This is a genomic window from Micromonospora sp. NPDC005173, assembly GCF_040608515.1.
In the GTDB taxonomy this organism is placed as follows: Bacteria; Actinomycetota; Actinomycetes; order Mycobacteriales; family Micromonosporaceae; genus Micromonospora.
This window is the reverse complement of sequence record NZ_JBEXIK010000035.1, coordinates 39,542-66,539: the sequence shown is the minus strand read 5'-3', so window position 1 is coordinate 66,539 and position 26,998 is coordinate 39,542. Positions and strand designations below refer to the sequence as shown.

Here is a 26,998-nt window from a genome sequence, read left to right as displayed (position 1 = left end):
CGATGGTCCCAGTGGCGACGCCGCCACCAATACCGCGCTCGAACCAGCCACTACCAGCGCAGACTCCGAACCTGAAAGTGCGGCTGGAGTACTAGGCGAGGAGCGAGGTTGATCGTCTGCGGGATCGTGCGCTTGGAGTACGCCTGGTCGGCTCAGGTAGAGGCGGCGGAGGAACTTCTCGCCGTAGGGATCGTCAGGTAACGGAGGGTGGCGCTGGTCGTCAATCCACGTTCGCAGCCGTCGGTTACCTCGTGCCATTCCGCTGGGTTCTGTCTTCCGGTCGATTTCGTCGTAGAAGTGCTCGCGGTCTTCGATCTGTCTGGACAAGGCCATCCGGCGCCAGAACGGTGAGGAGATTACGGTGAGGATGTTGACGACCTCGGGGTACTGGGCAGCGTATACGTAGGACGACGGTAAGGACTTTGCTTGCTCCCGTGCGAACAGGCGTTTCATGCGATCGTTGTGAGGTGCCAGTGCCAATGGGTCCCGAGAATCCCAGTGTTCGATCTCGCAGGCGTCCAGGTAGTAGAAGCTGACTCGTGCATGACCGAGCCGGCGGATGAGCCGCCGGAGCCGGACCTGCGCCCGGGTGATCTCGGGAAAGTCGGAGACGACGAGCTGGTCGTGGGGATGCCAGACACCCCGCCCGACCCATAGCTGATGGCGGATGCAGACGTTGTAATCGCACTTGGCCCAGATAGTGACCTGGCCGGTGATGCCCTTGGCGGCCGCGCAGAGTCGGCAACATGGGCGTTGTCGGTTGGGTTGGCCGGCTACGGTCTGTCCGACGAATGTCCGCGCTTCTCGCTCCGGTATCCACAGCCTCATTTCTGGCAGCGCGTGAGCTAAACTCGCAGCGGCAAATCCGCTCACCGCCGAAAGGGAGTCGAGTGAAATGAGATGACTTCGCCGCCTATCGTGGCGGCTGGTCATTGTCAAGTGGTCGACGAGGTGATACCGGGATAAATGGTTGCTGGCTGCCAGCCTGCCGATGTACGACTCGATCGTCTCGTCCTGCACGGGAGGGACCCGTCGGGGCAGTCGCCGAAGCCTTCCCCGAATCCAGCTGTCGGTAGCCTGAGTCATCGCCGTGAGCTCTTGCGGCGGGCTGACGATTCGGCGGCGTGGTCGATTCGAACCCTGTCCATCGCGGCCTCCGTTATGGCTTCGGTTCCGTCGAGGATGGCGCGGATTGCCGCAGCGCGGATGAGGTGGGACAGGCTCCCGATCATGCCTCCTGTGCGGTGGTGGAGGTACTTGGCCAGCCTGGTCAGCGAGCCGGGCTGGTGGTGGTGCAGCCGCAGCGCGCTCTCCATGCCGGCGACCAACCGCTTCCACTCGGCGTGGTAGGGAAATGGCCCGGTGTTGACGAGAACGCAGCGTCCGGCGAGCTGTCTGCCGCGAACCCCCGTGAACATCCCGGATCGTTCGATGTCGATGCCGGCGTAGATGAACGTCGCGGGCAGGTGCTCGGTGAGGTACTTCATGTGGTCGGAATGGTCCTCGCCGACCGTGGTCGCCATGTTGATGTTGTGCAACTCATCGACAATGACGACCTCGCATCGGACGTCGATCAGGACCTGGCAGACGGCGTCAGCGATGTCGGTTGCGTTGGACCGGGAGGGAATCGCGGGCAGGCCGAGGAACCGCGCGAACTCCATCGCCAGTTTCCGTGGCGAGCCCTTCGGTGGAGCGGTCACATAGACCACGGGAATCCGCTCGGAGCCGGGGAACCGGGCCCGGGCGCGCAGCTCGTGGAGCCGGCCCAGCTGTTTGATCGCGGTCGTCTTGCCGGTTGCCGCCGCACCAGAGACGATCAACCCCCGACGAGCGCCCTTTTCCCGCTGGTTCATCAGCGTCAGCAGCCGACCCTCATTGTTGATCTCCCGAATCGCGGACGTCGTGACCACGACGAGTTCGGCGTGGTGCGCGACCCGCGCCTCGTCATAGACGATGCGCTCGTGCTCGGTCAGCGCCGACCAGTCGTTGTCCGGCAGCAGCGCGAAGTCGATCGGGTCGGCCTCGACGAACCGGTGCCAGCCTTCCACCGTGGTGGTGGGTTGCAGCCGATCCTCCAGTTGGTTGACTTCGGTCAAAATCGCCATTTCTCGGCCTCCTTACGTGCGTCGAACACCGGCAGCGGGACCACCTTCGCCAGCGGTTCCAGTGAGCTGTCCCCCTCCGCGGCGACATCCGACGCCTCGTCGACCTCGTCCTGCGGGGCCGGTTCCGGGCGGGGACCCGAGGGCGCGTTCGTGGCGCGGGTTCTTCCGGCGACTCGCCGATCCCGCTTGCCGGCCTTAGCTTCCTGCTCTGGCCCTTGCTCCGCCCGGTCCAGCAACTGTGCTGTGGCGTGAGCGATCTCCGCCTCTGTCGCCTTGTCCTGCCCGCGTTGTCGAAGGATGCTGCGGGCGTGTTGCCAGGCCAATTCCCCAAAAGGTGTCGGGGTGCCGCGCAGATGTTTCCACGGGACTGTGATCCAGCCGCCGTGATGGTGGTTTCGGACCCAGATCCGGGTGACGTCGTACGGGTCGAAGTGGACCTCCCACCGCCCCTTCTTCGCGATGACACCAGAGTGCTGGCGGCGGTAGTCGTTGAGCGCCCTGTCGTCGTAGGTGCGTCGGTTGAGTTTGATCCCGGAGCGGGTGATGGCGTTCCATGACACGGGAAGTAGTTCCACGTAGTCATCGGCGCTCAACGGGACAGGCACAAACCCGGCGACCTCGACCAGCGCGGCGTACTGCTCGTTGGGCGTCAAGGCCTTGTCCGGGGTCAGCGGATGCCGAAGTCCGTCGTGGGGTCTGTTTTGCCAGACCGTCACGATCCACTCGTCCAGCAGCGCCTGCAGTTCAACGATCGACCACACCGCGTTCTGGTCGGCGTTCTCGCCGCGCTGCTCGACACTGCGCCCGACGTAGCCGGCGACGTACTGCGCGAATAGAGTGTCCAGGGAGTCGAAGCTGCGCTCGACGACACCTTTCTCCCACGGTGAGCCCTTGTGCGTGGGCTGGAAGTTGATCCCGATGGCCCTGCACGCCGTTCGGAACGTCTGCGAGATGTAGGCATTGCCGTGATCGCAGACGATCGTCTCAGGAACGATCACCGGCCGGCCGGCCGCATGAGCCAAGCGCTCGTCCAGCGCGGTAAGGCGGCGATGCGGCAGCACCGAGCGTGACATGCGCACTGCGTCCGCCCAACCAGGACGCATCGGCTCAGGAGTCAGCGCTCGAGCCAGCAACACCGCCGCGTCTGCGGCTTTGGTCGTGGGTCGCAGCACCGCCGCTGGGATGCCTCGTGTCGCGAGGTCCACCATCCACGTCAGCTCCGCCCGGTCGACGACTCCGGTGTCCAGTACCACTCGGACATCGATCGGAGTGGAGTCAATCTGCATCCACTGGCCGGGGCGAACGGCGGACACCGAGCCAAACGGGCCCTCAGGGGCCTTGGCCTGCGATCGGCGGGTCTTGGCCGAGCCGAACGTGTACTTGCCCTGCGAAAGCCTCTTAACCAGGCGGTAAAAGGTCGCGGACGACGGCAGATCGGGGGCGGACGAACCGTGCTCGGCGGCAAGGATCTGCGTAACCCGGCGCCGCAGCCGCGTCACCGTTCCCGTCGAGCGGTTGGTCTCCTCGGCGATCGCCTGCACGGTCGCGGCGACAACCCGTTCGTCAACCCTACCGGTCGGGCCGCCTGGTCGAGCCAGGCGCTGATCGACCAGCCCCCACAGCCCCTGCTTCTCGTAGGCAGAACGGAGCCGCTTGACCTTGGCGAAGCTGACGCTGTGGCCAGCCGCTTGCAGCTCGGTCAGCTTGGTTAGCTCCCGCTGACGCAACGAGTGCCGCCGCGGATCGTATTCAGGCTTGGGTGCCGACTCTGGTTTAGCCTCCGGCGCCACGCCCGTCAGTAGCTCAATAATGTGCCGTTCCCACCAGCGTGCCTGCTCCACCGTGGGGCCGGGCAAGCCGTCCAATAGACCGGAGGGCGGGAGCGGAGCGGGACCGCGTGGCGAGGAGATCCACTCCAGGTCGCGGCTGGCAAGAACCTCGGTCAGCGGCATCCTCGTCTCCGTCCCGACGACGTCCACCAGCCGTGCTCCGGTACCCGATACGGACGCCACCGTGTACAGCGCACCACCCAGCCGAACTTCCTCGCCAGCCCCCAATATCCGTGGTCGAGACACGGTCACGCTTCCTCACCGCCAGTGCGGACCACCGACCCGGCCGACAGGGGCGCAGCGGCCAAATCGGTTCGAAGTACCTGCCGCCACAGCAGGTGAAACAGCGTGGGCAAGACGGCGATCGAATCCCCCGCGCGACGAGCGCCTTCCATGAGCGGAGCACCCCCAGCGAACACCCGCCTGAGGTCGGCCGCCCGGGCCGGATGCAGGCACCGAGGATGGCGGTAGCCAGAAAGCCACCGCAAGTTCTCCCTCAGTACCCCGTCCATCTCGCCGACCCGGCGAAACGTCCAGCCGACGGCCTCACATGCTTGGGCAGTGATATCAAAGGCTTCCGCATCCTCAGGCTCGATCCGATCGTCCGGCCGTACGTCGATCACCACTGCCGTCCCATCGCCCAGCCGCACGAAATAGTCCGGGGTGTGCGTACGGGTCTCACCATCGTGCTGCCAGATAAGTCGGATGGGTCGCGAGGCCAGCGCCACCACTGCTGCATCGAAGTCCAATGCCATGACATGATCCCGCTCCAACCACGACTGATAGCCGACGTGAGCCGACGTCGTCGCCAACCACCACAACCCCGAGAAGCTTTTCTTCCCGCGGTAGGAAGCCAAACTGCGGATCGGAAGGGCAGCCTCAAAGGACTGATTCCAGCACTGGATTAATGGCTCCTGGAATTCTCGGCCGCCAGAGTCGATGAAATTGACGTCGAAACGTTCGGGCGCGTAAAGGCGCTTGTCAGAGGTGGCGGTAGTCGCTGGCCCATGCCCCGACCTCCATCCTCTCAAGCGCCTCGGCGGACCGGCAATGTCAGACTTCGTGGACCCTCGGTCGGCGCTCATCCTCGTGAGACCGGCCGCAGACGGTGAGGGGTTGCTCGCTGCAACCCAGCTCTGTCATGCCCGGGCTGCCGCCTCAAGTCGAAATCTTCCTGGTCAGATGGGTGCGCAATCAAGAGCCTCGCAACAAACCTGCGCTTTGAGGGGTGGGTCTCAGGGTTGCGGACGCATGGGCTACACGTTGGCCCAAGTCCAAGGCCGGACCCTCCGCCGCCAAGCCACCGTACGGGACGATGACGCCCTACCGCGGCCAACTCGACGGCCACGTTGAAGGCATTGCGACACTGAGCCTTTCCGAGTAACGGTGTAGGGACTCGGGGTAGCTGGCGCGGTCGGTGGTCCGGACGCGCCCGGATCCGTTGCGGTGCAACGAGAAAACGCAGAACCCCGGTATGAAGGTGGTCCTTCCCGGGATCACCGTCATCGAGGTTCTGCGTCGCTATGAGTGTCACATACACCGCCGTCCTGCCCGTACGCGCGGCGACCGTGTCGTTCCTGTCCGGCCTTCTGCACGCGCAACGGCAACGGCTCGGTACCCGAGCCGGGACCCGGTCGTTGGGCTGCTTCAAGCAGGCCGTCCTGGTGATCCGCTGGTTGATCGACGGCACCCGCGTCTCACAACTGGTCGCCGACAACAAGATCAGCCGGTCGACCGGGTACGCGTACCTGCATGAGGGCATCACCGTGCTCGCCGCCCAAGCGCCTGACCTGCACTCGGTGTTGCTGGCCGCGAAGATGGCCGGTTACGCCCACGTCAACATTGACGGCACGCTGATCGAGACGGACCGGTGCCGCACCCCCGGGCCGACGCCCGGGGTGGATCTGTGGTGGTCGGGCAAGCACGACAACCACGGCGGGAACGTGCAGGTCATCACCGCTCCGGACGGGTGGCCGCTGTGGACCTCGCCGGTACGTCCCGGCCGTGAACACGACACCACCGCGCTGCGCGAGCATGGCATCCTGCCGCTGCTGAGCACCTGGACCGACGGCGATCTACGGGTCCTCGGTGATCTCGGCTACGAAGGCGAAGCCGACACGATCACGGTGGCGTTCAAGAAGCCGCGCAACGAGGCCTGCACCGACGTGCAGCAGCAGTTCAACAAGGCCCACAACGCGGTCCGTGCCATCGGCGAACGCGGAAACTCCCTGCTCAAGACCACCTTCAAAGCACTACGCAACGTCAGCCTGTGTCCCTGGAGCATCGGCCGGATCACCGCTGCCGCCTTGGTCCTACTCCACATCGACCACGGCCGCACGACATGATCACCGAACGCCACCAACCGTTACTCGGAAAGGCTCATTCACGATAAGGTTGCTTCTCGTGAATGAGATTGCGACGCGGGGGAGTGCCGAAAGCGTTGACGCGATCGATCCGAACGAGCACCTTTCGGAGTCGGCCCGGCGCCGGATCCGCGAGTCCGTGCCGGCATCCACGAGGCGAGCCTACGCGGGCGACTGGAGTCGGTTCACCCTTTGGTGCATCGACAACCAGCGATCATATCTGCCAGCCACCGCCGCGACCCTGGCCGAGTATGTCTCACATCTGGCCGACGAGGACAAGGCGTCGTCCACGATCGAGCGCGCCATGGCGGCCATCACCGTCGCTCACGCCACCGCTGACCTCCCGCCACCCAACACCAGAGCGGCGCGGGCTGCCCTGCGCCGGCACCGCGCCGAACTCGCCTCGGCCGGCCGGGGATTGCGCAAGGCCAAGGCCGTGACCATCACAACGCTGAGGGCGATGGTCGACACCCTCGACATCGCCACCATCGCGGGGGTGCGCGACCGCGCCCTCATCGTGGTCGGCTTCGCGTTGGGCGCCCGACGCAGCGAACTCGCGGCGCTCAACATCGCCGACCTCGCTTTCACCGACGACGGCCTGCAGGTCACCATCCGCCGCTCCAAGACCGACAAGGAGTCCCGGGGTCGCACCACCGCCCTTCCCTACACGTCCCGGCCGGCCACCTGCCCTGTGCGCACCATGCAGGCATGGCTGGACGCCCTGGCCGCCCGCAGGGAGACGTCCGGACCGGTGTTTCGACGCATCGACCGGCACGGGAACCTCGGCCGGGCACCGCACGGCCGCGGAGAAAGCAGCGGCCGCATCACCGGCCAAGCCGTCGCGATCATCGTCCGCCGCACCGCACTACGCGCTGGCCTGGATGCCGCCTCCGCCTTCTCCGGACACTCCCTGCGCCGCGGGTTCGCTACCGAAACCCACCGCCAAGGCAAGAACCCGCTGCGAATCGCCCGGCATGGCGGGTGGAAGGACGGCTCCGCCACCCTGGCCGGCTACATCGAGGACGCCGACCAGTGGGAGGACAACGCCCTTACCGACGTCGGCCTCTGACCGGCCGCAGACGTCCACCGGCCGGAGATGGCGACGACGGGCAAGTGCTACCAACATTGGCACGTACGCCGGCAGTTCGGTGCGGGGGACGAGCCGCCTCGAGGCGGGGGTCTTCATCGACGCCGCCTCGCAGTGCAAAATGGAAGCGACAGAGGTCCTGCGGGGGCATCCCGCCTTTCGGCGGCACGGAGCGAGGCTCACCGTAGACGTGAGGAGACCGGCGTGGTTCGTGATGCGGATCAGGCTGTCACCGCGCTAGCGGCGCCGCGCATGGCTGGTGCAGTCGCGGTGGACCTCGCCGCGGATGTGCGATGGGAAGGTCGGACACCCGAATTCCTCCGCGTGAGCCTGCTCGTTCCTGACGACCAGGATGTCGTGACCGTACCCACCGGTACACCCGTCGGCACCGCCCTGGAACTGATGCGCCAGCACGATTTCGACCAGTTGCCCGTGATGACGGTGCACGGCCACGTCGTGGGCGTGTTCACCTACCGGTCGTTCAGCCAAGGGGTGCGGCATGTTCGGGCACAAGATGATCCACTGATGACGCCGGTTGAGGACCTGGTGGAGGATCTGACATTCGTCCGAGCCGCCGACGAGATGAGTTCCGTCCTGGGATACATCGAGGTCGACAGGGCCATTCTGGTCGGCGATGAGGATCGCCTCTTGGCGGTGGTGACAGCCGCGGATGTCAACGCATTTCTGTGGCGCAGGACTCGTCCGTTCGTGCTCCTGCAGGACATCGAGCTCGCCGTGCGGGACTTGATGCGATCATCCTGCACCGATGAGGACCTGGCGAATGCCGTTTCGTCGGCACTACCGGCCACAGACAGCGAGCGAGCCGCACGGCTGGAGGACTTGACCCTTGCGCAGCTGTTCACGGTCTTGCTGCACGGGTCGAGCTTCGGCAGGTTCTTCAGGACCCGGTTCGGCAACAATCGGAACTTGGTACGCACAACCCTCGAACCAGTCCGCGAAATTAGAAACAAAGTGTTCCATTTTCGGGACGAGTTGTCCGCCGAGGACCTGCAGTGCCTGCTCAATGCGGCGTCCTGGCTCCGCCGCAAGGTGTTGATAAGGGGCGGTGCGCGATGAAGCCGTTGCTCGGCCGTCAACGGGAGTTGCTGAATCGCCTCAAGAGCCCTCTGCGGCCAAGGCAAGCAGTGGTTCCCTCGGTCCCCGGATCCGGGGACCGCAAGGCCATCGCGGCCTACCTCGCCGAGATGCCTTCAGGGTCTCTCGGCCTGGTCCTGTGCGCTTCCCGGTTCATGGTCGAGCAGTGGGCCGATAGATTGCGGGCCGAGGATATTGCGGTCACCGTCCTGGATTCCGCGACAGCCGCGCTCCGGCTGCTCGAGGAGAAACCCGAGCAGCGCAGCCGAGTCCTGGTGGCTACCTACATGAGGGCTACGCACGGACCCACCTGTCTCGCCCTGTCCGAGGCGAACCTCGACGTCGTGGTGCATGACGAACCGATGCGGGACATTTCGAAGCAGGTCGAACGACTGCACTCCCGAGCCCACCACGTCATCGCGCTCGTCGATCCGCTGTCATCGGGTTTCTGGTCCGAGTGGCCATCGCTTGCCACCATCACGGTCGCAGACGTCAATCGGGAGGCCGGCCGCACCGTCTTCGTCGACGTTCCGTACGAGTGGAGCGCCAAGGAACGCCGACTTCGGCGTGAGGCACTCCGCCTGTTGTCGGATTACGCGGCACGCCGTGGTACCCCATCGCTGGTGCCCGCCAGCAGTCGGGCAGAGCTTCATGCCCGACTGTTGACCGTTGCCTCCAACGCGGCGCCCGAGCTCAGCGCCGCTGAAGGGATGAGTTCATCACGGGATGAAGGCCTCTCCGTCAAAGCGTGGAGACTCCTGGATCAGATCGAGGGTTCACGCGATCGTGACCCTGGTCTAGAAGCCCTAGGCACGATCCTCGAGCAACACCTTGGACATGGGGTTTCCTGCTTCATCCTCGCGTCCACCGCGGTCGACGCCAGGTATGTGGCCGACCACCTCGCCGGTGCCGGACGGGAGCCGCGCGCGGTCGTTACCGCGGCGGATTCGCTCGCCAAGCGGCGGTCCAGCCTGCAATCGGCCGGCCCGGGAGAGGTCGTCGTCGCGACCTACGCCGCCTGCGCGTTCTTCGAAGAATGGCCCGCCGACTCCATCGTGATTTCGTGGTCCTCTGGTGACGACGACCGGGGACTTCGGGACGTTCTTGCCACATTGGATGAGGCATCCGGAGTGACGGTCTTCCGGCTCACCGCCCAGAGCCACGGTAGCCCCGGGTTGACATATTGATTTCCTCAGACGTAGGGCGCGCCGCCGCTGATGTTGTCCCCGACGGATCACGACGACGTAGCCTCAGGCTAGGCGCGGGCTACGACAGTTCGCGTTGCTTTCAGTTCAATGGGAGTTGCCGTCACCCATGACAACTGAGCGCGCCTAGACAGAGGTCTCCGGTGCTGGTAGATCGCCGACCACCTGCGCTCCGAGCTGGCGATCGACGCCCTTGACATGGCCCGCTGGCGACGCCGCCCCTCAGGGTCGGACCGTGGTGCACTCCGACTACGCACGACCATTGGGTAGGGCGGCGGCAGGTGGTGCCGCCGCAATGTGGGGTGAAACGCCGGCCCGAGCTTGCAGCGGTACTTGCTGCGATGTGGGTGAGGTCAAGTGCGACGGCTACCGGCAGCTGTGTCGGTTCGCCGACCGCTCTCCTGGCGCGATGTAGGCGACCAAGGATGCCGGAGCCCCCTGGTGGCCACCCACGAGCAGATCCGTGTGGTCGAGATCAGGTCTCAGCGTCCTGGTTCCCCGACGAGCCGTCACGGCCGGAGTCCGTCGGTGGTTTGGGCGGTGGATACGTCTTGCCGTCCTCCTTGGGTTGCCACCCCCGCGTTCCGCTACGGTCGGGGCGTGGGGCCTGCGGTGCCGGGCGGGTTCGTCTTGGATTGGCCGTCATGATTCTCCTTCCGCTCCTTTCGGTAGCTCCTCGGGTGCGTCGCGGCCGGCGAAGAACTCGATCGAGACGATCTCACTGCCCCGCAGCCATATCCCGAGATTGGTCTCCAGCGGCTGGTCGAACCACCCGTCACGGGTCGACCATTGTTCCTCTAGGTACAGGTCGCCATTAGCGGCGTCGGAGGATGCGAACGACTGCGTCCCGTACCGACCGAGCACGATGGTGCCGTCCTTAAGCCGCACCCGTACATAAGCCGGGAAGCCCTGCCGGAACACCCAATTCCACGCCTCGGCGGTCCGTACGGACGACGACACACCCACAAGCACCAGCAACCGATGCAGCCAGGGCGGTCGGGTCCGCTCGGATAGCGCCGCGAACGCGGCACCCAGCGCCACCGGTACGGCGAACAGCACCACCAGCAGCCAGGCGACGATCTCGCCCATCCGGCTGCCCGGACCGGCGTTCACGATGCGGCGCCCCAGCTCCAGGGTCCACGGCAGGGCCAGCAGGTGCACCACGACACCGGCGCCGGCGGTGCTGGCCACGAACGCCCGTTCGCTCAACGCGGGGCCGCGCACACCCCGGCCGTACGCCCCGGTCAACAAGTAGCCAGGCAACAGCAGCAGGACTGTGGCGCCGATGCCGCTGAGAAGGAACGACAGCACGGCCTCGGGGATACCGGTCAGCCGCAAGGCACCACCCCTCACGCATCGGAACCATGGCACTTGCCACCTTCGATCGCTGGCTACCATCATGACAGCGGTGGTCGGCCGTCCGCGAGCGCGAAAGGCGGCAATAGTGATGCTCGACCTGAACGTCACCGCCTGGACCGACGACCTGCACTGGCAATGGCGGCTGCACGACCCGGCCGGCAACGTCCTCGCGGCAGCCACCGTCACTCTCGATGACACCGACTCGGAGTACGGCGGCTTCGTCGACCTGCGTACCTACCTGCGGGCCCGCGCCGCCTCCGACGACCGCGTTGCTAGCGAGGCCGCGTTGCTCGGACGGGTCAGCCGCTGGGTCGGGTCCGCCGTGCTGGGCCGGGTCGGTCCGGCCCTCGTCGAAGCGGCCTCCGAGCACGGGCCGGTCGTCCGTCTGCGCGTCCCGCCCGTCGCGGCGGCGCTGCTGGACCGACCCCTGGAATTGGCAGAAGTCGCCGGCCGGTCGCTCGCCGAGCACGGCGTCGTGCTAATCCGCACCCTGACCGGCGTGCCGCCCGACTCGGTACGGCTGGTGCCCGGGCCGATTCGGATGCTCGCCGCGTTCAGCCTGCCCGTTGACGCCGACCCTCTCGCGCTGCGCGCTGAGCGGATGCGGCTGGCCGATGCGGTGGAGACGGCCCGCGACTGCGGCGCCGCGGTTGAGCTGCACATGCTGCAGTACGGCGTCACCCGTACGGCGCTGGCCGCGCTGCTGGCCGATCCGGCGGGCTGGGATGTCGTGCACTACGCCGGTCACGGCGTCGCGGGCATGCTGACTCTGGAGGACGATGCCGGCGACACTGACCCCGTGGACGCCGAGATGCTCGCCGAGCTGCTTCAGCCGACTGCCGCCCGACTGAAACTGGTCGTCCTGTCCGCGTGCGAGTCGGGCGCGGAGGTTGTTAACGAGGCCCTCGAACGGCTCAGCCACGATGACAACCTCATCGAACAGCCGACGAGCGGCGGGCTGGTCGAACCCGAGCAGGGCGACGGGCCGACAGGGCCTAGCCGGTTGCCGGGGCTGGCCCGGACCATCACGCAGCGGTACGGCTGCGCGGTCCTGGCCATGCGCTATCCGGTGAGCGACCGGTTCGGCATTGCGTTCACCGCCATCCTGTACCGCGCGCTGCTGTGTGATGGGGAGCCCCTCCCAGCCGCGTTCCGGGCGGCCCTGTCCAACGCCGTGCCGGACGGCGTGCCCTTGGACGCGGTCGCCCCGTCCCTGCACGGCGCCCCGGCGGTCGAACTGCGGCTCGTCGTGACGCCCGCCGGCGCATCGTCGGACTGCGAGAGGAGCCCGTTGCCCGCGCTCCCGCCAGCGGCCGACAACATGGTCGGCCGGGTCACGACGCTGGCCCGCGCCTTGGCGGCCCTAACCCCGGACGCCGATCATGGTGGGGTGGTGTTTTTCGGGCCACCTGGTATCGGCAAAACCGCGTGTGCGCTGGAGGTCGCACACCTCACCCGGTCCTGGTTCGAGGAGGTCGAGTGGTACCAGGTGCCGGACGACGCCGTCGGTGCGGCAGGACTGCTGCACCGGCTGGAGGGGAACCCGGGCCCGGACCTCGGTCGTCGCCTGCTGGTGCTGGACGGCGTGGACACATTGTTGAAGGGCGCAATGGCCGCCCGCTGGCAGCTCCTTCTAACCGACCGGTCGACCGGGACTGACCGGCTGGTTGTTACCGCCCGGTATGACTCTCCGACGCTGCCCTCCCAGCTGCGCCGCGAACCCCTGCCGCCGCTTAGCTGGTCTGAGTCGGTGCTCCTCGCCCGAGACTCCGCCGTAGTCGGCCCCATTCTGCGAGGGGCGCGGGCCAACGTGTCACCGGCCGTCCGGGACGGCGTGCTACGGCTGCTGCGGGTGGCCGATGGCATTCCCCTCCTACTGCGCCAGCTGGATGCGGTCGTCGGCCAGAAAACATTTCCCGACCTGCTCGGTCCGCAGGAACCGTGGAGCGACGACGGCTCGGTGTTTGTCGAGTTGCAGCACTGCGACGACGACATTAGAGCGTATCTCGCGGACATGGTGGACTGGTTGGAGGCAATGCTGCCGCGGTTGACCCGCACCGAGAACGCCACGCTGGTGTTTCTGTGTGCGGTCGAGGAGGCCGACCGGCGCCTCGACGTGCTCAACCAGCTCTGGCCACAGGTCGCTCGGCTGGTCGCCCATAACGAGGACGAGTCCGATCTCGACCTGTCCGAGTTGGCTCGGCGGCTGCGGGCAACGGGCCTGCTCGAGGTCGTCCGGCCGGCCGATGGCTCGCCAGAGACGTACCGCATCCCGCTGTTAGTGTCCTGGGCGTGGCGGCGCGAGACGCACGCCGCTGCTCGTCAACTGTACGACAGGCTGCTGGCCGACTTCTGGGTGCGGCAAGCGCAGAGCGCTGAGCGGGACGAGGAGGAGGGGCTCAGCTACCTCGTCCGAGACGCTGGGATGAGCGGCGCCCGCTACCTGGCGCGGCTAGGCGAGTACGAGGCCGCGGCGCGTGTGCTGCACAACGCGTTTGGGCGCGGCACCGGCAGTGCCGAGGAGGCCGGCAGCTTCCTTCGGTTGCTCGATTCCCTACAAACGCGGGCACGTGGCACTGACGCCGAGTCGACGGTCGTGATCGCGCTCGCCGTGGCGCTGCAGATGGCGCCCCCCGACGTGGCGTTGCCCCGGTTCCAGGCCTTGCTCGCGGCACCCCTCGCGCCGATGTCTACCGTCGATGTGGCCGCCAGCTATGTATCTCTGCTGGAGCGCCTAGGTCGCTACCCAGAGGCGCAGGCCGCGTTCGACCGGTATCTGGCTGACGAGATGACCAATTCTGACTCGGCGTGGCGTCAGGTGCACCTGGAGGTGCTCCGGCTGGAAGTCCTTGTGCACACCTCGCCGGGAGCGGTGCTGCTGGAGACCGCTCGCGAGCTGGTGGTCCGGCTCGAATCCCTCCGATCGCAGTCTGATCCCGACTACATCGCGTTTAACATTTTGGAACGACTGCTCGACGCCGGGCGCCGCGCCGCGAAGGACCTGGGGGACTGGTCCGCCGCGATCGAGTTCAACGCCCAGCGCGTAGCCAGCAAGCACCGCCGTGGCGGGTCCCCGGTGGAGCTGGCCCGTGCGCGGGGCAACGATACAGCCCCTCTAGTCGCCCTCGGTCGGCTCGACGAGGCGGAGCGGCTCGTTGTCGACGTCAAGCGGGTGTACGAGGAGCACCAGCTGCACGCCGACGTGGGCCAGCAGTTGAGCGACCTCGCGGTGATTGAGGCGCGCCGGGGTCGTTACGCCTCCGGCAGGGACCTGGAGGTCGAGGCGCTGCGGCACAAGTACCTCGCGCCGCGACCCGAAGAGTTGGTGGTCAGTCACCGCAACTATGGCTTCTGTGCCCACGTCACCGGCCAGGATGAAGCCGGACTTGCGCACGGATTGGCGGCCGCAACCCTCTCCGTGGCCATCGGCTCGGGCCGGCTTGCCGAGGTGGTTGACAGGCTCGCCAACCAGGCCGCCGGCTTTCCCGCCGGTACGGCGCCGCTGCCCCGGACCGAAGACGATCTTGTTCGCCTGGTGGAGGCGCTGCCCGGGGTTCGGCTCGCAGCGCTGCTGCGCTCCCTGCCGGCCTCGGACACGGCCTTTCAGGCGGCCTGTCGGCTGTTGGAAAGCGCGGCAGAAGCCGCTTGCGGCAAGGCGCGGGAAGGCGCGGCGGACTTTCGGCCCTTGGCGAAGCTCGCGCAGTTGGCACAGGTTGATCCGCAGGCGGCTCTCGCGTTCGACGCCGTAGTCACCGTCCTCGAATACTTCGAACGCACCGAATACCTCGGTGACGCGCTGCGCCGCCTGATGATCGACGATTCGCCAGTGCCGCTCACGCTGGGAACGTTCGGCGCGGACCGGCTGGTCGTCCTCGACGTCCTCGCCACCTGTCGGCAGTCGGCAGCCCCTCACCTCGACCCCTGGCCGAACCGATCCTCGGTCAAGGCACTGGCGGATCAGCTCGACACGATCCTCGGTGGACAGGTGACCGAGTTCGCCAACCGGATCGCCGGCTTCGATCCGCTCGCTCAACTCGCCGCCCGTGCAGCGACCGGCGACAGCGGGGCACGGGCAAGGCTGAACGCCGAGCTCGCCAACCTGGGCGTCAATCCAGACTGGCGCCGACTCGCGCCCCGGATCCGCGCCGCCCTCGACGGCGAACGAGGTGCGCGACTTTTCGCCGGTGTGGACGCTATCGACCGTGGCGTCCTACGACGGATCGTCGGCGTCCTCGACAACACCGGGCTACCCCTGGTGCGGGTCCCCAGCACCGGCTGAGGGGCCCTGGAGGCGCCACCGGAGTTGGCGTGAACCTGGCGACCTGCTCCCGATCTGCTCGGCGAGGGTTGGGTCGGTCGGGTTCTGGCGGACGGACTTCAAGCGGTGGGACGAACGGGCCCGGTGACGGCCTCTGCGGTTTCCCTGGCCTCCCACGCCCGGGCCTTCGCCTTACACGCTGCCTGCTGCCAATCGAACACCGCCCTCGCTCGGACCTCCCGGGTTGCCGCGCTCACCGTGGCCTGGGGTGGATGTACTGACACCCTGTCACTTTCACTGACACTTTCGTGTCACTCAACACGTCCTGTCGGAATCCGCGCTCGACCGGCTCCGCCGCGCCAAGGCCGACTCCACCGTCCGCGCGTACCGAGGCGACCTCCGCCGGTTCCTCGTCTGGGCCGGCGCCGAGAAGATGATCACTGCAGACCTCACCCCGACCGAGCGGGGCCCGATCAACGACGACCTCAACGCCGCGGCGTTCGCCGCCCTCCTCGAGCGGTACGGCCAGCTGCACGCGGTGGCCACCGAGTACATCAACCACCTCGCCGAGGAGGCCAAGGCGCCCAGCACGATCGACCGTGCCTTGGCCGCCATCGCGGTCGCCCACCGATCCGCTGGCGCCGGGCGCCTCGCCACCGACGCGGCCCCGGGCTGTGCTGCGAACCTACCGGCGGGACAGCGCCGACGCGGGCCGGAAGGTACGCAAGGCCAAGCCGCTCCTCGTCTCCAACCTCCGCCTCATGGTGGACACCTTGGACCTGGGCAAGCTGGCCGGACTTCGCGACCGGTCCGTCCTCGTTCTCGGGTTCGCCCTCGGCGCGCGCCGATCCGAGATCGCGGCCCTTGACATCGAGGACCTGGACTTCAACGAGCACGGCGTCGAGGTGACCATCCGCCGGTCCAAGACCGACAAGGACGCCGCAGGCCGCAAGGTTCATGTGCCGTACGGCACCAACGAGCAGACCTGCCCGGTCCGGACCACCCGGGCCTGGCTAACCGCCCTCGCAGAGCGCGGCATCACCAGCGGCGCCCTCTACCGACGGATCGACAAGCACGGCCAGCTCGGCCGCGCCCCGCACGGCCGCGGCTCGACCGACGGGCGCATCACCGGCCAGGCCGTGGCCATCATCGTCCGGCGGGCAGCCCTTGCTGCCGGCATCGACGCCGCCTCGGCCTTCAGCGGCCACTCCCTGCGCCGCGGCTTCGCCACCGAAGCCCGCCGGGCCGGCCATGACCAGATCCGCATCGGCCGACACGGCGGATGGAAGGACGGCTCCGCCACCCTTGCCGGCTACATGGAAGACGTCGACCGAGTAATCTCCAACGCTCTCGCCGGCGTCGGACTCTGACGAGCGGAGACAACCACCATCCACGCCCACGCCCACGCCGCAGAGCAAGCCGCCCTCGCGGTCCTCGCGATCCTGGCCGTATGCCGGGATGATCTGGGTTTGTGCGACCTACTCGACAGCTAGGTTGTGGCGGGCGTGGAGGGCGTCGAGGAAGGCACCGATGCGCGTCTCGGATCCCTCCTTCAGTTCGTGGCCGCCAAACCGGTACACCTCGTAGCCGCGGACCCGCAGCGCTCGGTCCTCGGCGACCATCTCGGCGTACTTGCGGGGATTGGCGCGTCCGTCATCGTCGGCGTAGTGCTGCTTGCCGTCGCACTCGATCACGATGCGGACGTGGTTGCGGCTGCGGGAGGCAACGAAGGATCCGACGGTGCCGCTGACCGAGGACCTAGCGCAGGCCGTCACTACGTGCCGGCGGATCCTGAAGGCCGTTGCTGACCACCTTCTTCCTGGCGTTGCGGCTGCCACGACCGAGGCGGGCGTCTCGCTCAACGACGCCGCCTACCGGAACCGGATTTTCCAGCTCATCAAGGACAACGTCGCAAGCGAGGCGACCGCCGGTACGGTCAAGGCAGCCCTCGGCGGTCTCTACGACCGCTTCACCGCCCTAGACAAGCTGGCTAGCAAGGGTGTCCACGCGGAGCTCGGTGTCCACGAGGCTGAGTTGTGCGCCATCAGCACCTACCTGGTGGCGGGAGAGCTTCTATCGTTGGGCGATTCGGTCGACAGTCCGGGCGGGGCGCAACCGAGCAGCATGATCCGGCAGGCGCAAGGCGCCGATTGACCGAGGGCCGGCTCGCTTGCCGGTCAACCGTTGTGGTGACCCCGAGGCACCAGCCGCCCCGGCCCTGGCCAGTACCCGCCGGAGTGACGACGCACGGCCCGCACGGCGGTCCGGGCCGTGCGTCGGCGTCGGCGTCACACGGTGAAGCCCCGGCCCTTCAAATACGCGGCCAAGCGGTCGTAGGAGCGGGGGGCGTCGCCGAGAAACCGGCGGGCACCGCGGAGCGGCTCCCGGAGCAACGAGGCGTCGGCGGGTTGCCCCGTAGGATCGGGCATGGACAGTATCTGGTAGGCCAGCAGCGAGGCAGCGGCCATGCTCGCCTTGCTCACCCCCTGGAACGGGATGATCTCCTGCCCGTCTTCGGTGGTGACGTCGCGCAGCTGGAACGCGATGGTCTGGAGACGGGCCTCGATCAGGCTTGCGGCTGCCATTCCGTCGTGGGAGAGCTGTGTGGGTGGGACAGATCTTCGTCGAGCATCCGCAACTCGCGCTTGAACCGCCGGACTGCTTCGGGGTCGAGGGCAGCGACATCCTTCACGATCTTGATCCCGGCCATGGCCGGGATCTGCCCGGACTTCTTCTTGTCGACCGCGCGGAATACGTCGGCGAACCCGCCGCTGTCAATCTTGTCCTCGACCAGGAAACGTCCGCCCAGCGTGCTCGCCGCGGACTTGGCGGTCGGCCTGCCGGACGTCGATTTCCTGAGCCCTGACCTGTTCCAGGCGGCCACCTCGTCGAGGTCCCAGATGTCTCCCTGCGCCAGCGTGCCGATCGGGTCCGGAAAGTCCGGGCGCTCCCGCAGCTTCAGCATCCGCTGGCGAGAGATCCCCAGCAGGTCGGCGACCTCGGTCGCACCGCCCATCCGCATATCGAAACCTCCAATGTCGGTTCTCTATGAGCTCTTCAGCGGTCGGCGCTCTGACCTGCGCAGCGAAATCTGTCGGTGGGCCCGTTCTGCGGGATTTGCGCCGCTCAACTTTTCAGTACGCACACCGCCAGCTCGTTGCCGTCCCCGATGAGCAGCGCCGGCGCTGACAGACTTGTGCTGTCACCGCCGGCGAACAGGGTAGCTGTGGACGTCCCGCCAACACCCGGACGACCGCGGCCCGCCGTGCCGAGCTGGTGGCGGACCGCGGTCGTGTGCCGGCCAGAGCTCCCGTTCTGCTGCCGGTAGTCGCCCAGCAACAGCGTCAACGTCTGCATGTCGGACCACGCTGTCTTTTGCTTCGGCAGGAGCAGCGGTCGCGCGTCCTCGACCCTGGTGGCTGGCTGGATGCCGGGGTAGTTGGTGTTGGCGAAAGCGTCCAGCTCTTGGGCGATGGTCACGTACGGCGCTGGGGGCGCCTGGCCGCCGGTCACGAACGCGAGGAGCGCGTCGACTAAGCCCCGGCCGCACCGTCATCACCACGCGTGCGGCGCCGGCGGGGCAATCGTGTGATTGCCTTCCACTGCGCTGCCGATCGGGAATCTGACACCTGTAGCGCATCGCTCGGACAATAGAATGAAACACACAGGGTCATTACGCGATCCCTGTGAGTGATCCTCCCCAACGGCCGCTCGCACGCTTGTGATTGCCCGGTCTTGGTTGTATCGCCACCTGCCGGCCCATGCGGTAGGTCCGAGGTCTGGCTCGCGCGTGCAGTCGCCCACGATTCAGAACGGCTTGTGCGCTATGGCTGACATCCAGAGTCCTCGTGTGCGGTCACCAGACCATGACCGCACGGCCCACCTGCGTTGGCCACCATGATCGACGGAGCCGACTTTATTTTGGTGTGTCCGGACGGATCCGAGGATGACGCGCGTGCGTTTGCGGCCCGCGAAATCGCGCGGATCGCCGACGAACTCGACCACCCGAAGCCGCCTTCGGAGCCCATTTCGGAGGTCTTCACCGTGTACTTCCAGCTCCCGGATGCAGTGCGCCGGGAGGCAGCGCGCCGGCGCAGGAGAAGCGGAGCCACGACCCAGACCCACCCCTGGACCACGCCCGAAGACTGGGTCCCAGTGAACTTTGCATGGGCGAATCCAGCCCTGCTGGCTCGCCAGATGCAGCGCGAAGTCGACGACGTGTACGCGGCGTATGGGCTCGAGGAAGCAACGCGTCTGCTCGTCTGGATTGACTACACAGCTCGGGCGCAGGCGCTCGATGACGGAACGGACTTCTACCGGCCGTGGCGCAACGTCATCCCCTGGTCGTCCCGCGAGCGAGCGGCGTTGGCGGCCGACACCACGATGGCGGCCTGCCGCACAGCGCTTAAGGACGTGGAAAAGCGGGCGGCCGCAAGCCTGCAAGACATCGAGAACTCCGCAGCCAAGCTGGCCGACGACAGCCTGCGCAAGGCCAGGTGCGAGATCCATGCCGAGGCCACGCGTTACCTTGACGTACCGGGTCTGGACCTGCCACCGGTATGGCGAATGATGGGCGGGGCGGGGCCGCTGCGGCGGGCGACCGCGGACGACATCCTGACGGCCGAGGTCTCCGTTGCCGGGGTCTGGCTCAAAGGGAAGGATCTGCGAGCTCTCGTCGACGCGCTAGGTCGAATCCACGACCGTCGCCGCGCGCTGCAGAGGGCCACGAACAGCTTGGAGTCGGCGGAGCGGGACCGTCTCATCGACACATTCGGCGGGCTGAAGGAGGGTTCCGTCGCCGCGTTCGTTATGCAGCAAGTGGTCACGGAACTTTCCGAAGATCTCACGCAGCAGGTCATGGTGGAGGGAGCGACCTTCCCGATTCTGTTCCGGGTGTGGGACAAGGTCTCAGATGTCTCAGACCTGACCGAGGCAACAGCCGCGCAGGCGGCGGATCCACGGACACCCCCGCGAGGGCGCAGGTTTACGTTCGCCGCCGACGGTGAGTGGATGCTCGCCGTCAACCCCGAGAACCCGTGGGAGTTTTGGGACCCAATGCCGCCAGTGCAGCCGGGACTGGACTACGCGATCGGCAAAGCCATTAACGATTTGAAGGAGGCGATCTGGTACGCCCTGCGCGACGCATGGCGCGAGAACGCGAAGTTCGCCGACGCGATCAAAAAGGACAAGGACCATGTCTGGCGTTACGAGCCGCTGATCGCCCGAATTCTGGATCAGTTGAAGTTCCGGGACCCGTCGGTGGGTTTCCGCGCCGCGCTCGACCGCGTCCGCCGCGAGTCCGGACCATCCTGGATCGACAGTGTCAACATCGCCGTCGGCAGCCTATCTGTCGCCGGCTGGATGGCGGGCGGGGTAGCACCGCCGATCGGCCTAGGGCTCGCCGTTCTGGGCGCGGTGTTCGGGGTGTGGGGGACGGTGCTGGACCTATGGAACCGGCACGAGCAGAACGCCGCGTACGACGCGGTGCTGGATCCGGGCAAGGCGGTCGCGTCACCGACCGGCTACATCGGGGTATTCGTGGGCGTCGTGTTCTCGGTGCTGGACATCAAGGGGGTGAAGGAAGCACTTACGGCGGTGCGCGCATCCCGAAGCATCGCGTCGACCGCCGCCGGCCTCGTCACCCCAACGCCCCGGCGGCCGCGCGGGGGAGACCTGGCAACGCTTCTCGGCGTCGGAGAGGCCACCGAGGTGACGGCACGCACGGTGCTGGAAGCGCGCAGCCTGGGACGACACGCGTTTGTCGCGGTTCTCGTGCGCTTCGGCAAAGAGGCAGAGCACCACGTGCATGTGCTGCAAGAGGTGCTGTCACTTCCCCACCCAACGCTGCCGCAGACTGCCATTGACCGTGGTTGGCGGGCCATCCACGGGCTCGGGGACATGCTGCGTTCGTTGCCGCCGGGGCCGGAGCGGGAATTGGTCGCGTTCGAGGTGGAGCGCGCCATGGCGGGGTTGAAGGCGCGGATGGAGGGTTACGCCGCCGGCTGGGTCGACAACACCGAGTTCGAGTACGCCGAGGCCATTCAGAAGGGTGACGCCGCGTTGCGCGGTCCGGTGGCGGAGGCGGCGGTCAAGGCGGCCGGGACCCTGGTGAAGTCGGTAACACCCACCGAGGCGGCGAAGGTGCTGGCACGGCTCGAGGAGTTCATCGAGAGGAGGCCTGAGGATCTGCGAAGGCTGTGGGCCCACTTTGGGACGGCGCAGGGTGCGGCCGACGGGTTGCGGCTGTCCGCTGAGGCGGCCGCCGAGCGCGCCCCGGCGATGCTCGCCGTGCTACGCCAGCCTGGCCTGACCAGGCAGCAACGGCTGTCCGCACTGTGGGGGCACCTGGTAAATATCCGCAGCCCTCTTGGGGAGGCGTACGGCTTCGGAGACAAGGTTTGGCTGGACGAGATAGAGAAGGTGCTGGCGGGGAGCCGGAAGCTCGCAACCGAGCTCGGCCCCGGGCACACCGTCGAATACCTCACCCAGGCCGCCAATGATATTCGGATCAACGGCGTCGAGGGCCCGGACGCCATGGCGCTGATCAGCCACCGCCATACGCCGCTCGCGTACGTCTCGCTGTCAGCCCAGAACAAGATCGCGCGCGTGAGCGAGGGCGCTGAACAGAGTGCAAATGACGTGCTGCGCTGGGCTGGATTCGAGGTAGGCCGCGTGCAGCAGACAGCGACAATCAGCTTCACACGCGCGCCAGGCGAGAAGCCGGTGACGCTGTTGCTCGCCTGGCGCCCTGAGGTGCGGACTCAGATCTACTTGATCAATGCCGCTGGAAGCCGCACACCCGCCGCGCAGATGGCTGCGTTGCAAGCCTACGGCCTTCCGATCCGCGAGATGACCACCGACCTCACCCTCACACACTTCACGCACCTCACGCTCTCCGTCGCCGAGAGCGCCATCGACGTACTCAGACGCGGCCACTAACCGAAGGACAGCACCATGGACATCGCCGAGTTCGCCATCATCCGCCCCGCCCGCGGCGTCGACCCCGCCCTAGTCGCCCGACCCCCGACGCGGCTCGTCTTGCCGCCGAAGCCCGGCGGAAGGCTTATGGCGTACGTGCCTGCGCCGATCACGCTGACCGCCGAGTCGCTGCCCGACACCCTCAGCGACCGCCACACCGACCCACTGGCGGTCCCCGAGTCGACGGACGGCCTTTCGGTGCTCGAACGCATCTTCGCCGCACTACGCCACTGCGAACAGGCCCTCACCGCCGCGAGCGACCGACTCGACGAGAAGGCACTGCGCGAGCTATTGAAGACCGCGTCGACCCGCCAAGCACTAGACTCCGAGGACTGGACAACGCTGCTCGGCGGCAAAGCAAACAGCGATGTGATCCTTCCGATCGCGCAACTCATGGTGCACGCGGCATTGGCCGACGAGATGACCAAAGACCCGCCCGACCACGACCGAGCTGTCCGGCTCACCCGCCTCGCGCTGGTCGCCGACGTGCTTGCCGTACCACGTCCCGGCCTGACCGCCACACAGACCTACGACCTGCTACACCGCCGACCGCTGGTACTTCCAAAACTGTCCAAAGCCAAATTGGCGCCAAAGGCGCGCGTCAACCTCATCCGCGAGGCCACCGTTCGCGATCTTCAGGTCGTACGCCGCGAGTGGACAGGCTACCTACCCGGCGAGATCGCATCGGTGCGCAACATGATGGCCGGGGAGAGCTTCAACCAGTACGAACTGTCCTCCACCGAAACCGAAACCACCACCACGACCACGACCGAACGGACCGAACAGAGCGAAAGCTCCTCCGAGTCCAAGCTCGCAAGCGAGCTCAGCGCCTCCCTGAGCACAGAACTCGGCGTCACCGTCAACGGCCACGCCGACGCATCCGCCGAGTACAGCTACCCAACGGTCACCGCGCGGATCAGCGGCGGCGTCGACGGCGGGCTCAGCCTGCAGCGCAGCGAGACCCAGGCCAGCAAAATCGTCCGCGAAGCCGTATCCAGAGCGACCAGCCGGGTCGACACGATGACCCGAGAGACCCGAGCCCGGCGCGAACTAACCCACAACGAGCAGCGCTACGAGTACTCCCTCAAGAACTCGTCGAGAAAGAACGCCCACGGCATCTACCGCTGGGTCGACCGCGTCGACACCTACCAACTGTTCCGCTACACCGACCGACTACAGCTCGAGTTCCAGATACCCGAGCCAGCCGAGTTCTTCCGGTGGCGGCACCGTAACGCGGAGATCGCAGCCAGCGCTGTCGACACCCCACCCGAATGGTCGCTCAAGGCCGAGGACATCACCGAGGACAAGCTGATCGAGCTAGCCGCGAAATACCGAGCGACGAGCCTGCCCCCTCCACCCGACCCGAGCATCACCGTGGTGCGGACACTGATCGTGGACAGCCCCACCCCCGCCGCGGGCCGCACATGGAACCCACCGGTCGGCGCCAAAGAGCTGGACATACAGATCCCAACCGACTATATCACCGACACCGTCACATACACGGGCGAGGGGTTTCCGCTCGCCGGCGAGTGGAAGAACGACCATGGCGACGACGAGGACGGACTGCGCTCCGGGTTCGCCACAGTAGCCATCGGCGGAGACAGCACGCTCTACTTCAACGGCGGCGTCGACGCGGGGCCCGTGTTCCACGCAACGCACGGCGACAACACAGATGTCGGCACGGTCCAAACTGTGCAGTTCGGAGAGCCACCCTACGGGCGCGGCCTGCTGCCGATCGGCAGTGACGGCTCGCTCGACCCCGCCCCGGTCACCGTCGACCTCAAAGGAGCGGCGAACCTCGTCAAGGTTGCCGTCGGGACATTGGCCCTGCTGTCCTGCACGGTTACGTTTGCCGTCAAGTGCACGCTCTCTCCGGCCGCCGAGCACCGGTGGAAGCTCGCGGTGTACGACGCACTGTTCTCCGCATGGTTGCAGTGGAAGCGCGACCACGAAGCCGAAGGGATGCGCAAAACGCTGCTCGGACAGACCGGCGCCATCGACGCTGGCGGCACACAGCGCAACGACCAGGTCGTCCGCGAGGAACTCAAACGCCTACTTGTCGCCTGGCTCCTCGACGACGCCGCGTTCGGCGGCAAGCCCGCGCTACTCCCGCGAGCGAGAGACCTCGCAGGCAAAGAGATCGACTTCGCGAACATGGACGTGGCGCGTGCAATCGCCGACGCACCGACGATCCAATTCCTGGAGCAGGCGTTCGAGTGGACAAACCTGTCGTACGCGTTCTACCCATACTTTTGGGCTCACCGAACCAAGTGGGAGGAGCTCTCTCAGATCACCTCGAACGACGCCGAGTTCGAGCGATTCCTACGCGCCGGCTCGGCACGCGTCATCGTCCCCGCACGGCCCAACTTCGAGGACGCGGTGCGCAACTGGCTCGTCCATACCGTTCCGTTCCTCAACGGCCAGCTGCCAACCCCCGACGACGACCTATTCATCTCCCTTGACACCGAGATCCGCGAGATGACCTCACCACAGATCGGCGGTGTAGCAGGCGACCATTGGCAGACGAAGATCTCCACAACGATGCTCTACCTCGACACCGCGGTGGACCTGCCCTTCACCAACGACAAGCACCAACTCCCGGCCCCCGCCGGTGTCCCCTACACGCCTGGCCCCATCTTCAAACTCGGCCACGCCTGACTCCGACTCACGGGCCGCGAAGAAGCTGCAGCCCGGCACAGCCAGCACACGGGTGGCGTCGCCTGTTCGTGTTGCACGGGATGCGGGCGGGCAGTCAGGCCGTCAGCTTCACCAGCAATCGTGCCCTCGGCCCTTCTCGCTGACGGCAGCCGTACGTGGCGCCCACCGCCTTCTATGAGCGCGGCAAGGAAACGGACGGCGAGTCGCATGAGTGCAGAGCCAAATGAAGTTCCACACGACAACCGGGAGCTCAGCCATGGCGCCGATCTAGTTGAGCGACTGACGTTCCTGCTCGGACCAGGGCTGTTCGCCGCACTCGTAATCGGCGGCTTCTTCGCCGGCTTGGCGGAATGGCACGGGATGACATTCGGCGACTACCTGCAATGGGTTGCCGCAGGGGCCGGCCTACTCGCCGTGGGTCATGGTATTCATCGCGCCGAACGGATGCGCCGGAGCAGATGAGGGCGGCGGGGCTCGAGCGCGGGTCAAGCACTATCACCTACCCTCCTCCCAGGGCGGGTGGGTCTTCACCGGCACCGTCTTTACCGGCAGGGCGCTCTATACCGGCAGGGCGCTCGGATCACCCTGAACGCCCCACCGGTCGCCGCTGGTGCTCGCCGGCAGGGACGGTTCGACGAGTCCGCGTGAGCGGCAAGGTGGTCGGATCGCTGCTGGAGTGGGCCGCGTCCGCCGGCCTACGGGTCGGGCACAGTACGACGATCTCGTGAGGCGTCGGGGCGGCGCCATGCTCGCCGCTGTTCGAGGACCACGACAAGCAGTTCCTCGCCCTCATGACCGCCGAGCAGCGCGCCGCCCACTGCGAGGCGTTGTGGGTGCTCTATCGGCGCGTCGACCGGATCTGGGGATCACCGAAGCAGGCCGGCGGGCCGCACCCGGCCGAGGTAGGCGGATACGGAGCTATGGCTGGGCTGCGGAACATGCTGGATCGGCGCATCGGGCACCTCGAAGAGGTACGGTCCGCGGCCGGGGATCGGTCGGAGGACTACCGGGCGCAGATGGTCGTCGACCTGGCCGACTGACGCGTGACACGACAGCGGCCCTCCGTGCCGAGCTGGGTGACGGGCCGCGGTCGTGTGTGGGTCACAGCCCGGCCGCCGCCGCCTCGACCTTCTTCGCCAGCGACGGCTTCACCTTCCCCGACACCCGTACGAGCACCCGCCCCTGATCCGCGCGGTAGTGGTACTCGGTGCCCAAGATCTGCATGTTCTTGAGCGTGTCCTGGATGAACTTCGACCGCCGGTCCGCATCATCGGCGGTCGGCCACACCTCAATCACAAGGCTGCGGTCGATGCCGTACTTGCCGGCTTCGGTGTCGCCTCCGGGAAGGTCGGCGGAGGCGCGGGACGTGTAGCCGTTCGGGCGGCCGAGCAGGTCGTTAGGGTCGTTGTCCTCGTCCTGCACCGCGCCGTGGGTGGCGCCGAGTTTCGCGGCGGTCAGCTTCGCCAGCACCGCCTTCGAGTCCATCGGCGGGGCTGGCGCCAGCGCCTTCTCGGCTGCGCTGGTGGCCGCGGCGGGGCCGGCGGCCTGGGGGCTGTTGGCGGAGTTGTTGCCGCAGCCGGCGAGCATGAGCGTGACGGCGGTGAGGGTTACGAGGGTGTGTCGGAGTCGCATCGGAAGATCATCCAACCGGCCGGGCTCGTGCGGACCGGACGGTGACGATCTCCCGGTCCGTGTTCGGGATCTCCACCCGGACAGCGCTCTTGCCCGGGATCGGGGCGAGGAGCTGCACCTCGGACGACCCGACCCCGTACGCGATGTTCTTGTCCAGCTTGGTGACGGCCTCGACCTTCTTCGGGCCGAGGACCACCTTGTAGCGGGTGACGGTCGGGCCGCGCTTGAAGCCCTCCACGCGGGTGTCCATACCGCCTCCCGCATCCAGCGCCGCTCGGCGGCGAGGCATTCGACCTCGCGCGCGAGCGGGCAGGCGGCAGGGTGTAGCTGTGTCCTCCAGTCACGAGTGAGCAACCGCGGGGGAGGATGGACAATCCATGCCCGTCACGCAGCGTAGGGGACAGGACCCCAAGCGGCCCGCGGGTGCCC

21 protein-coding genes and 1 pseudogene are annotated in these 26,998 nt (G+C 67.0%); 11 read left to right on the top strand and 11 right to left on the bottom strand.

The window, feature by feature from the left end:
- From ABZV00_RS28380 to ABZV00_RS28365, 4 genes are all read right to left on the bottom strand, one after another.
- Window positions 1-1,086, bottom strand: a 1,086-nt coding sequence (locus tag ABZV00_RS28380) for a TniQ family protein (RefSeq protein WP_355611522.1), incomplete at its 3' end; no start/stop codon positions are given.
- Window positions 1,083-2,105 (bottom strand): ATP-binding protein, encoded by a 1,023-nt coding sequence (locus tag ABZV00_RS28375; protein ID WP_355611519.1) that lies wholly within the window; start codon window positions 2,103-2,105, stop codon window positions 1,083-1,085. The genes ABZV00_RS28380 and ABZV00_RS28375, both read right to left, overlap by 4 nt.
- A complete protein-coding gene (locus ABZV00_RS28370) occupies window positions 2,093-4,057 on the bottom strand; it encodes a Mu transposase C-terminal domain-containing protein (RefSeq protein WP_355611516.1) in 1,965 nt (654 codons plus the stop codon). Before ABZV00_RS28370 ends, ABZV00_RS28375 begins: the two co-directional genes overlap by 13 nt.
- A gap of 125 nt (window positions 4,058-4,182) precedes the next feature.
- A complete protein-coding gene (locus ABZV00_RS28365) occupies window positions 4,183-5,019 on the bottom strand; it encodes a TnsA-like heteromeric transposase endonuclease subunit (RefSeq protein ID WP_355611512.1) in 837 nt (278 codons plus the stop codon).
- A gap of 438 nt (window positions 5,020-5,457) precedes the next feature.
- Here ABZV00_RS28365 and ABZV00_RS28360 point away from each other — a divergent pair, with 438 nt between their 5' ends.
- The 4 genes from ABZV00_RS28360 (at window position 5,458) to ABZV00_RS28345 (ending at window position 9,666) form a co-directional block, all read left to right on the top strand.
- A complete protein-coding gene (locus ABZV00_RS28360; RefSeq protein WP_355611509.1) occupies window positions 5,458-6,279 on the top strand; it encodes a transposase family protein in 822 nt (273 codons plus the stop codon).
- A 58-nt stretch (window positions 6,280-6,337) separates the two neighbouring features.
- Entirely contained in the window at window positions 6,338-7,366 is a 1,029-nt protein-coding gene (locus ABZV00_RS28355; RefSeq protein WP_355611506.1) for a site-specific integrase, read from the top strand.
- A gap of 222 nt (window positions 7,367-7,588) precedes the next feature.
- Window positions 7,589-8,461, top strand: a complete 873-nt coding sequence (locus ABZV00_RS28350) for a CBS domain-containing protein (RefSeq protein WP_355611503.1) — start codon at window positions 7,589-7,591, stop codon at window positions 8,459-8,461.
- Window positions 8,458-9,666, top strand: a complete 1,209-nt coding sequence (locus ABZV00_RS28345; protein ID WP_355611500.1) for a DEAD/DEAH box helicase family protein — start codon at window positions 8,458-8,460, stop codon at window positions 9,664-9,666. The genes ABZV00_RS28350 and ABZV00_RS28345 overlap by 4 nt, the downstream gene beginning before the upstream one ends.
- A 660-nt stretch (window positions 9,667-10,326) precedes the next feature.
- Here the strand turns inward: ABZV00_RS28345 and ABZV00_RS28340 are convergent.
- Complete coding sequence (locus ABZV00_RS28340; RefSeq protein ID WP_355611497.1) at window positions 10,327-11,037, bottom strand: DUF6338 family protein; 711 nt, start codon at window positions 11,035-11,037, stop codon at window positions 10,327-10,329.
- Here ABZV00_RS28340 and ABZV00_RS28335 point away from each other — a divergent pair.
- A complete protein-coding gene (locus ABZV00_RS28335; protein WP_355611494.1) occupies window positions 10,970-15,322 on the top strand; it encodes a CHAT domain-containing protein in 4,353 nt (1,450 codons plus the stop codon). The two genes, ABZV00_RS28340 and ABZV00_RS28335, sit on opposite strands and share 68 nt — an antisense overlap.
- A gap of 740 nt (window positions 15,323-16,062) precedes the next feature.
- Window positions 16,063-16,671, top strand: coding sequence for a site-specific integrase (locus tag ABZV00_RS28330; RefSeq protein WP_355611490.1), 609 nt, complete (start codon window positions 16,063-16,065; stop codon window positions 16,669-16,671).
- 108 nt (window positions 16,672-16,779) lie between these two features.
- On the opposite strand, the gene ABZV00_RS28325 is transcribed toward ABZV00_RS28330, so the two are convergent.
- Window positions 16,780-17,076, bottom strand: coding sequence for a DUF559 domain-containing protein (locus ABZV00_RS28325; protein WP_355611487.1), 297 nt, complete (start codon window positions 17,074-17,076; stop codon window positions 16,780-16,782).
- Between ABZV00_RS28325 and ABZV00_RS28320 the strand changes: the two genes are divergently transcribed.
- Complete coding sequence (locus ABZV00_RS28320) at window positions 17,042-17,455, top strand: hypothetical protein (protein ID WP_355611484.1); 414 nt, start codon at window positions 17,042-17,044, stop codon at window positions 17,453-17,455. The genes ABZV00_RS28325 and ABZV00_RS28320 overlap by 35 nt on opposite strands.
- 134 nt (window positions 17,456-17,589) lie before the next feature.
- Here ABZV00_RS28320 and ABZV00_RS28315 read toward each other — a convergent pair whose 3' ends face one another.
- The 3 genes from ABZV00_RS28315 to ABZV00_RS28305 all read right to left on the bottom strand — a co-directional run bounded on the left by ABZV00_RS28315 (window position 17,590) and on the right by ABZV00_RS28305 (window position 18,814).
- Window positions 17,590-17,886, bottom strand: coding sequence for a hypothetical protein (locus ABZV00_RS28315; RefSeq protein ID WP_355611481.1), 297 nt, complete (start codon window positions 17,884-17,886; stop codon window positions 17,590-17,592).
- On the bottom strand, window positions 17,868-18,317 hold the full coding sequence (locus ABZV00_RS28310) for a hypothetical protein (protein ID WP_355611479.1): 450 nt from the start codon (window positions 18,315-18,317) through the stop codon (window positions 17,868-17,870). Before ABZV00_RS28310 ends, ABZV00_RS28315 begins: the two co-directional genes overlap by 19 nt.
- 110 nt (window positions 18,318-18,427) lie before the next feature.
- Window positions 18,428-18,814 carry a hypothetical protein gene (locus ABZV00_RS28305; protein ID WP_355611476.1) on the bottom strand — a complete coding sequence of 129 codons (387 nt, stop codon included), beginning with the start codon at window positions 18,812-18,814 and terminating at the stop codon, window positions 18,428-18,430.
- 384 nt (window positions 18,815-19,198) lie between these two features.
- On the opposite strand from ABZV00_RS28305, the gene ABZV00_RS28300 reads away from it, so the two are divergent.
- The 4 genes from ABZV00_RS28300 to ABZV00_RS28285 all read left to right on the top strand — a co-directional run bounded on the left by ABZV00_RS28300 (window position 19,199) and on the right by ABZV00_RS28285 (window position 25,977).
- Window positions 19,199-22,240 carry a hypothetical protein gene (locus tag ABZV00_RS28300; protein ID WP_355611473.1) on the top strand — a complete coding sequence of 1,014 codons (3,042 nt, stop codon included), beginning with the start codon at window positions 19,199-19,201 and terminating at the stop codon, window positions 22,238-22,240.
- A gap of 15 nt (window positions 22,241-22,255) precedes the next feature.
- A complete protein-coding gene (locus tag ABZV00_RS28295; RefSeq protein ID WP_355611470.1) occupies window positions 22,256-24,937 on the top strand; it encodes a hypothetical protein in 2,682 nt (893 codons plus the stop codon).
- A 207-nt stretch (window positions 24,938-25,144) separates the two neighbouring features.
- Window positions 25,145-25,399 carry a hypothetical protein gene (locus tag ABZV00_RS28290; RefSeq protein ID WP_355611467.1) on the top strand — a complete coding sequence of 85 codons (255 nt, stop codon included), beginning with the start codon at window positions 25,145-25,147 and terminating at the stop codon, window positions 25,397-25,399.
- Window positions 25,400-25,728: 329 nt separating this feature from the next.
- Window positions 25,729-25,977, top strand: coding sequence for a hypothetical protein (locus tag ABZV00_RS28285; RefSeq protein ID WP_355611464.1), 249 nt, complete (start codon window positions 25,729-25,731; stop codon window positions 25,975-25,977).
- 61 nt (window positions 25,978-26,038) lie between these two features.
- Here ABZV00_RS28285 and ABZV00_RS28280 read toward each other — a convergent pair whose 3' ends face one another.
- Entirely contained in the window at window positions 26,039-26,569 is a 531-nt protein-coding gene (locus tag ABZV00_RS28280) for a hypothetical protein (RefSeq protein WP_355611461.1), read from the bottom strand.
- A gap of 37 nt (window positions 26,570-26,606) precedes the next feature.
- A pseudogene (locus ABZV00_RS28275) lies at window positions 26,607-26,819 on the bottom strand (DNA translocase FtsK); the annotation flags it as partial.
- Window positions 26,820-26,998: the final 179 nt, after the last annotated feature.